This is a genomic window from Streptomyces sp. NPDC048671, assembly GCF_055587045.1.
This window is the reverse complement of sequence record NZ_JBVJHB010000015.1, coordinates 93,265-100,605: the sequence shown is the minus strand read 5'-3', so window position 1 is coordinate 100,605 and position 7,341 is coordinate 93,265. Positions and strand designations below refer to the sequence as shown.

Genomic DNA, 7,341 nt, shown 5'->3' with positions numbered 1-7,341 from the left:
TCCGCCAGTCGCCGGAGCCTTCCCGGAGGTACCGTCCGGGAAGGCTCCGACGACCGCGCCGCTGCGTAAAGGGCTTTCGAGCTCGTACGGTCAGAGCCTCTCCGTCAGCAGTTCGTGGACCGTCGCGATGAACGGGTCCGTCCTGTGCACCCGCCGGGTGCACATCGCCGCCACCGCGGTACCGGTGTCCGGGCGGAAGCCGAGGAACATCTGCTGTCCGAGGGTGGCTCCCGCGTGGAAGAGGACCGGCCCGCCCGCCGACGGATGGCGGAACCAGGTGAGCGTGTGCGTATGGGCGTGCCGCAGTCCGCGCCGCAGCAGTGGGTGCCGTACGTCCGAGAACGCCGCGGTCAGCGGGCGCGTGGGTGACACGGTTGCCGGGAGGTGCGCTTCCAGGAACGTGAGGAGGTCCGGAGGTGTCGCCCGGACCGCCCCGGCGGCGTTGAAGCCGCCGGTGTCCAGCGGGGGCAGCGGTCTGCCGTCGCGCCGGTGCCCCACGGCGTCGTGCGCCGGCGGGCTCGGGCGCAGTCGCGTGCCGCGCAGGCCGAGCGGGTCCAGTACCTCCTGCTGGAGCAGCGTCTCCCAGGGCGTACCGGTGGCGGCGGCCAGGGTGTGGCCGAGTACGGAGACCGCGAAGTTCGAGTAGTGCCAGCGGGTGCCCGGCCGGTGGCGCGGGCGGGCGCGGAGGAAGGCCCGGACGACGCGGCCGGCCGGGTAGCGGCTGTACGGCGCGGTCGACCACCGGGGCAGCGCCTGCGGGTAGAAGTCGGCCGGCAGTGCGCGGAGGCCCGAGGTGTGGGTGATCAGATGGCGCAGGGTGATGGCGCGTACGGAGGGATGCACCGGGTGGCCGGGGGCCAGCAGTTCGGCCGCCGAGTCCTCGTACCGCAGGCGGCCCGCCGCAACGAGTGCGGCCAGGAGCAGCCCGGTGAAGGGCTTGGACGCGGAACCGAGCTCGTAGCGGGGTGCGTTGTCCGGCTGTACGCCTCCGTCGAGCCGGTAGGTGCGCCGGCCCCGGTGGCTCAGCGCGATCACGAGGTCGGGTGCGTCGATGGTCCGGGCCGCATCGGCCAGCAGGCGGGTCCTCTGGTCGTCGCCCTGGGACGGATGGCCGGCGGCCGTACCGCGGACCTCTTGGGGGGCCGTCACACGGGGGCCGGGGCAGCGAGGTCCGACAGGGCGCGGGCCAGGGCCAGCGCCGAAGCGAACGCCGCCACCAGTGTGGGGTGGTAGACGAGGTCGAAGACGGACTCCTCGTCACCTTCCGGCATGCCGCCCATCACCGGCATCGCGCCGTCCGCCTGCTGGGCCCCGGCGAATCCCGCCCAGGCCGCCGGGTCGAGGGTCGGCTCCGGCAGACAGGCGTCGACGACGAGCAGTTCGCCCAGCAGGTCCCAGCGCCCGAGGTCGAGCCAGTCGTCGAGCCACACCGGCAGCCAGAGGGCGAGGTAGTCCGCCACGTCGGCGGGCAGCCCGGCCGGGTTGGCACCCCAGTCGGTCAGATGGAAGACCGTGTGGGTGATGTCGTAACCGATGTTGCCCTCGACGGTCCACGGCTCGGGCCGTTGGGACAGCCAGGTGCGCCGGTACGCCTCGTCGACCGGCACGCTCGGCTCCAGTCCGAAGCGACGCTCCATGGCGCTGAGTCCGAGCCGGCGTACGGGGACGACCTCCAGCGCGCCCCAGCTGCTCAGCCGGTGGTTCAGCCGGACGGCCGTCTCCAGGGTCGGCTCCCGGAACCCCAGTTCCCTGAACGGGACGTAGACCTCCATCGGCACGGGACAGAGCGGTTCGCGCCGCTGGCCGTCGAGCAGGCGGCTCCCCGAGCCCAGCAGTTCGTGCCAGGCGTGGTCGAGGAGCTTGCGCGCCAGGGCGGCCTGCCGGGAGCCGGCGACCCCTTCCCGGAAGATGACCTTGCTGATGAGCGCCAGCTCGCCGAGCGGCTTGAACCGGTCCAGGGCCCCCACCTCGGGAGGCGGATCGTCGTCCAGCCGGAACCCTGCCCGGTGCTCGTAGAGCCATCCCAGGGCCCGCGCGCCCACGTCATGGACCTGCTGGATGCCGCTCATGCGGCAACTCCCTTCGTGCGGCGGGTGCGGAGTCCGGGGCCGCTCATACGGTGGCCCCGGTGTCCGCGGTGGCGGCATCCGCCCGGTGCGTGGTGAGCCGCTTGAGGGAGAGTGCGGCGGCGAACGCGGTCACCAGGGTGGAGTGGTAACAGGCGAGAAAGGGGTACGGATCCGGCTCCGGGCCCGCGTGGCCCGACGAGGCCGCTGCCTGTGCCGTTTCTGCCGGCGGCGCCGTGGGGCCCGTCTCCGGTACGGCGCCGCCCGGGGCCTGCGCGGTGGCGAGCGCGGGCCAGGCCGCGTCCAGCAGGTCCCTGGGCGGCGGCCCCGGAAGTGCCGCGGCGACCGCGAGCAGTTCGCCGGTCAGGTCCCACTGCCGGCTCTCCAGACACCCGTCGATCCAGGGCGGCAGCCAGGCCCGCAGATAGGCGTCGATGTCGGCGGGCATCCGCTCGGGAACACAGCACCAGTCCGTGATGTGGAAGACGGTGTGGGTCAGGGCGTAGCCGGAGGGCCCCTCGAACATCCACGGTTCGGACAGCCCGCCCAGCCAGGTGCGGGCGAGGACCGAACCGGCGTCGGCGTGGAGGGCGTTGCCGACCCGCCGCTCCGAATTGATCAGCCCCAGCTCCCGGTTGGCCTGCTGCTCGGTGTGGGCCCAGCCCCTGGTCGCGGAGAGTGTCCCGGCCAGACGCTCGAAGCCCTCGTTGCGCAGCCCGTATCCGGCGAAGGCGGCGTAGATCTCGTACGGATACGCGGCAAAGGGCTCACCGCGCAGCAGCTCCAGCAGCAGGTCGCCCGCGTGCACCTGGTCCCACGCGAACGTGATGAGCTCCCCGGCCGTCCTGTGTTCGGGAGTGTCCGGGCCGGTGCTGCGGCGGATCGTGGTGCAGAGCTGGGCCAGTTCGCCGAGGGGTTTGAGTGTGCTGTTGACCTGGGTGTGCGGGTCCAGTACGTCCGAGGGGAGCGCGAAGCCCGCGCGGTGGGCGTCGGCCCAGCCGAGTGCCTGCCGCAGTACGCCGGGCAGGACGGACAGCGCCGTGCCCGTCGTACCGCCGGGGGCGGTGGCCACCGATGCCGTCACCGCGCCCGCCCTTCGGCCGTCAGCCGGGCTGCCCGTACGTGCAACGCGACGCGGGGGTCCGCGCCGCCCATGAGCTCGACGAAGTCGAGTCCGCGGTCCAGGCCCAGGCTGTCGGGCCGGCCGTCCAGCGCGGCCAGCCAGCGGCCGGCGCCCGCCGCCTGGAGCCAGTTGCGCCGCCGCACCGCGCGGACGAATCCGCGGGACAGGTCGACGACCCGGTGGGCGGCTGCCCGGTGCACGGCCGACGAGGCGGCGGGGACGGCCAGCGGGGCCAGTACGGAGAGCTGATGGGTGAAGGCCTGCCAGGGGGTCTGTTCGAGCCACGCCGCGTTCGGCTCGTCGGTGCCGTGTACGGCAGGCGGCTGCCCGGGGGCGGTGGCCGCTGCCGTCCGGTGCAGGGCGGACGTCATGCCCCAGTGGCTCCAGACCGCGGCGTCGGAGGCGTCGGGCCGGGGCGGGAACTCCCGCACGGCACGCTGGAGCACGGCGATGTCTCCGGGATGCGGATCGCGCCCGTACAACACGCTGGGCAGAAGCAGATCGGCGCCGATGACGCGTACCGCGGCGATTGCTGTCCGGTTGTCCTCGTCGATTCCCGCCGCGCCGCACACCGTGGCGAGGTGGTCCCCGCTCCGAAGAGCGAGGACCACCTCTGTTGCCAGGTCATGCACGGCACCCGCGAGGGGGGACGAAGCATGTGACTGGTCCATTTGCTACCGACTAGCCCTTCTTGGGGCGGGGGGTCGGCGGCGAGAGCAGCAGTGCGGAGCCGCCTCCGAGGAGGGCGAGATACGCGCACTCGCGGGAGTCGCGGTAGAAGCCTTCGGCCTCGCCCGGGTTGAGCGCCTCGTCGAGGTCGAGCTCGACGTCGGTGGCAGTGGATTCCTTGGTGTACATGGGTGGTGCCCCGTCCTGTGGGAAATGGGGTTGCCGTACGTATCGAGTGGAATGCACGGAATGCGAATCCGCAAACCGGATGGGGCGGTCGGGGAATTTCCCCATTCAATTGAATGGGGAAATCGTGAGGCTCGCTGCGCGGCTCTGACCTGGCGTAATGCGTATTCGGCTCACCGAACGGAGGGTGGTGCGCGGGGCGCATTCAGCGGGTCATGGCGTGCATCCGGGCAATCGATCGCCGCACTGCCGGGGTCGCCTGCGGCAGATGCGCCCAAGCGGATCCCTCAGTGTTTGCACGGCGGGCCGCACCTGCCGGCCGGGCACGTCGCAGGACGGTGTCTTGTGCCGCCCGTGGTCTCCCCGGGCCCTCGGGCCGGGCCGGGCGATCAGCTGGGTGAAGGGCACCTCCAACGCGACACACAGCGACCGGAGCGTCTCCAGGCCGGGGTTCCCGGCGCCGGATTCCGAACCGCTCCAGCTCGGGCCGCGTCGGCTCCTCGGAGAACTTCCCGTACACCGCGGCCTGTTCATCATGCCGTTGGAAGTCGTCCGGGCGGCAACCGGCGGACGGCTGGCCGGCATTGGCGACGAGCCCCTTGGTTACCACCATTGCCGACGGCAACGTACATCGCTATGTTAATCGAAAATCACATCCGTGCGACAAGGGTCACGCGCGCATGGGTCGTACAACTGGCAAGTCTGCGAAGGCACCTCAGACAGTCTGGCCCATCAGGGAAGCAGGTAAGTCAATGGACAATCTCAGCAGGCGAAACATTCTGTCCCTCGGCGTCGCACTCGGCCTCGTGGGCGTGACGAACCCCGCCCAGGCGTGGGCATCGACGGGCTCGGCGACAGCAGCCGCCGCAGGGACCGATCCGCAGTGGATCTGGGACGAGGCGGCGGACCCTCTGATGGTTTCGATGCTCGAGAACGGCCACGTCCCCGCGATCAACACCGCCTGGGCGTCGTGGGTGAACAACGGTGACTCGCTGCCCAACGGTCTTCCGGCCGAGTTCGCCACCTACCTGGGGAAGGTCAACAAGCTGCCCTCCTGGGCCGACCCCGTCAAGCTGACCCGCGCCGCCGACTTCAACCGGCGCAGGGACCTGTACCTCTTCATGCTGTACGGCCTCGGCAGCGGAATCATGAGCACCGTGATCCCCCGTGAGGCCAAGAGCGTCTACTGGGCCGCGGGTGGCTCCGACATGCAGGACCGCGCGGCCAAGACGTTCACGTTCGGCTACGACCTGTCCCAGCTGAAGGCGTTCGAGCCGGAGGGGCAGTTCATCGTCACGGCCAACAAGACGCGCGTGGTGCATGCCGCGGTGCGTCATCTGCTGCCGCAGTCACCGCACTGGAAGGCTGTCGCGGACGAGAGCATCCCGATCAGCATCGCCGACATCCTGGTCACCTTCCACAGCCTCGGCACCTACGTGCACAGGAAGCTGCTCGACTGGAAGATCTCGTACCCGGCCGCGGACCAGGAGGCGTACCTGCACTCGTGGCAGGTCGCCATATCCCTGCTCGGTGTGCCGGACGAGTTTATTCCGCAGAGCTGGGCGGCCGCCGAAGCGCAGGCGGCGAAGGTCCTCACCCCGATCCTCACCCCGACCACCGAGGGCAAGGCGCTGGCCGCGGAACTGCTCGGCCTGGTGGCCCAGATCGACCTCGGCGTCACACGCGGGTTCCTGAACGAGTTCGTACGCTACGTCCTCAGCGACGAGGTCGGCGACTGGCTGGGGCTGAAGCGCGACTACATCGCCGCGGCCGCCGTCCGCGTCGCATGGCCGGCGTACATCCTGTTCCGGGAGGGGCTGTCGCCCGTCATGCCCGGCACCTTCTACGCGGTCGACCAGATGGTGCGCGCCATCGGCATGCTGTTCCTCAACAAGGGCGACTCCGGGACGACCACCCTCATCACGATCCCCACCGGGAACAGGAAGGACTGAGCGCAGGTCCGATCCCACCGGTGCCCGCCCCGCGGCAGTCGTGTCGGGGGGCGGGCAGCACCGTGACTTTTGTGCCGGGCGTTTGCGGACGGGGCGCCCCATCGCATGACCGGTTTGCGATGTCCGTTCAGAGGCCCAGAGAGCCCACGACCAGAGCGGTCACGGCCTCGCGGTGCTCAGGGCCGTCCTGCCACCGCAGTCTGCGTCCGGCCTCGACCACCACGCCGAACCCCGCGTGCACCAGCACCCGGGTCTGGCGCGGGTCCAGCTCCGGACGGGCCAGCCGTAGTTGCTGCTCCCAGACGGCGATGTGTTCCCGCTGCGCGAGAACCAGAGGCCGCCGCAGACCGGCCGGCAAGCCGGCGAGCTCCGCCTCGGCCACGCTGTTGAGCTCGGTGTGTTCGAAGCTGTAGGCCACGTACGTCGCTGCCAGCGCGACGACGGCGTCGCGCGGGCCGTCCACCCCCCGCAGGCTCTGTTCCACACCCTGGGCCAGCAGGCCCGCCGCCTGGAGGCACGCCGCCGCCAGGATGTCGATCTTTCCGGGGTAGTGCCGGTAGAGCGCGGACGGGGTCAGCCCCACCCGCTCCGCGATCTGGCCGTTGGTGACACTGGCGAATCCGTCCCGGGCGAACAGTGGCACGGAGGCCGCGAGGATCTCCGCGCGCCGGGTGCGCGGTACCGGCTGGGCAGGCAGCTCGACGGGGCGCGCGCACGCCAGTCCGGCCGCCGGGTCGCTCGTGATTACCCCCAGCGCGGACGCCAGCAGCAGTTCCTCGGCGCGGCGTTGGGCGATGGAGGTGTGATGCATCGTGATGGAGGCGATCGCACCGAGGGCCGCCACCGCCCGCAGGCGTTCGTCGGCCAGGGGGTGCTCGCGCTGCACCGCCTCGTCGACCCGCCCGACGAGGCGGCCGAACTTCACCGCGAGGCGCCGGCGGTCCTGGTGGCTGAGGTATCGCGCCTCCCACCGGTACACGCCGCCAGAGGCGCGATGCGCGACGGTGATGCGGGTGATCGCGGTGAGCAGATCTGCCAGGGCCGTCCCGGGTGGCACCTCGTCCACCGCGGTGACCAGCCCGTCCACCATGACGTCGGCGCACTCGGCGAACAGTGCGTACTTGTTCGGGAAGTGCCGGTACAGGGCGGCCGCGGTGATACCCACGCCGGCGGCCACCTCCTCCATGGACGCCGTGTGGTAGCCGCGCTCGCTGAAGACCCGTCCGGCCGCCTCGACGATGAGCTGTCGGCGGTTGCGGGGCCGGGTTGCCGCGGCCCGGTCGGCGGGCGTGGCCGAACGGGCGGATCGGGAGGCGGGGGCCATACGGATCAGTCAATCACACGC

Annotated in this window: 7 protein-coding genes; 1 reads left to right on the top strand and 6 read right to left on the bottom strand. The window is 71.3% G+C overall.

Annotated features, from left to right (window positions below; genetic code table 11):
* Window positions 1–90: 90 nt before the first annotated feature.
* Genes ACZ6S6_RS28545 through ACZ6S6_RS28525 form a run of 5 tightly spaced genes read right to left on the bottom strand, consistent with a single transcriptional unit; the run spans window position 91 to window position 4,047 of the window.
* A complete protein-coding gene (locus ACZ6S6_RS28545; protein ID WP_469707448.1) occupies window positions 91–1,149 on the bottom strand; it encodes a serine hydrolase domain-containing protein in 1,059 nt (352 codons plus the stop codon).
* Window positions 1,146–2,069 carry a DUF6895 family protein gene (locus tag ACZ6S6_RS28540; RefSeq protein ID WP_362961018.1) on the bottom strand — a complete coding sequence of 308 codons (924 nt, stop codon included), beginning with the start codon at window positions 2,067–2,069 and terminating at the stop codon, window positions 1,146–1,148. Before ACZ6S6_RS28540 ends, ACZ6S6_RS28545 begins: the two co-directional genes overlap by 4 nt.
* A gap of 43 nt (window positions 2,070–2,112) precedes the next feature.
* Entirely contained in the window at window positions 2,113–3,150 is a 1,038-nt protein-coding gene (locus ACZ6S6_RS28535) for a DUF6895 family protein (RefSeq protein WP_469707446.1), read from the bottom strand.
* Window positions 3,147–3,860: a hypothetical protein gene (locus ACZ6S6_RS28530; RefSeq protein ID WP_469707444.1), complete on the bottom strand. Its 714-nt coding sequence runs from the start codon at window positions 3,858–3,860 to the stop codon at window positions 3,147–3,149. Before ACZ6S6_RS28530 ends, ACZ6S6_RS28535 begins: the two co-directional genes overlap by 4 nt.
* Before the next feature lie 10 nt (window positions 3,861–3,870).
* Complete coding sequence (locus ACZ6S6_RS28525) at window positions 3,871–4,047, bottom strand: hypothetical protein (RefSeq protein WP_362961010.1); 177 nt, start codon at window positions 4,045–4,047, stop codon at window positions 3,871–3,873.
* A gap of 749 nt (window positions 4,048–4,796) precedes the next feature.
* Here ACZ6S6_RS28525 and ACZ6S6_RS28520 point away from each other — a divergent pair.
* Window positions 4,797–5,996 carry an oxygenase MpaB family protein gene (locus tag ACZ6S6_RS28520; protein WP_362961008.1) on the top strand — a complete coding sequence of 400 codons (1,200 nt, stop codon included), beginning with the start codon at window positions 4,797–4,799 and terminating at the stop codon, window positions 5,994–5,996.
* Between the two features lie 127 nt (window positions 5,997–6,123).
* Here ACZ6S6_RS28520 and ACZ6S6_RS28515 read toward each other — a convergent pair whose 3' ends face one another.
* Window positions 6,124–7,320, bottom strand: a complete 1,197-nt coding sequence (locus ACZ6S6_RS28515) for a TetR/AcrR family transcriptional regulator (RefSeq protein WP_362961005.1) — start codon at window positions 7,318–7,320, stop codon at window positions 6,124–6,126.
* Between the last annotated feature and the right edge of the window lie 21 nt (window positions 7,321–7,341).

Bases quoted from the DNA above. Each gene is read 5' to 3' on its own strand.
- ACZ6S6_RS28515 (WP_362961005.1), bottom strand. From the start codon at position 7,320: ATGGCCCCCGCCTCCCGATCCGCCCGTTCGGCCACGCCCGCCGACCGG.
- ACZ6S6_RS28540 (WP_362961018.1), bottom strand. From the start codon at position 2,069: ATGAGCGGCATCCAGCAGGTCCATGACGTGGGCGCGCGGGCCCTGGGA.
- ACZ6S6_RS28520 (WP_362961008.1), top strand. From the start codon at position 4,797: ATGGACAATCTCAGCAGGCGAAACATTCTGTCCCTCGGCGTCGCACTC.
- ACZ6S6_RS28525 (WP_362961010.1), bottom strand. From the start codon at position 4,047: ATGTACACCAAGGAATCCACTGCCACCGACGTCGAGCTCGACCTCGAC.
- ACZ6S6_RS28530 (WP_469707444.1), bottom strand. From the start codon at position 3,860: ATGGACCAGTCACATGCTTCGTCCCCCCTCGCGGGTGCCGTGCATGAC.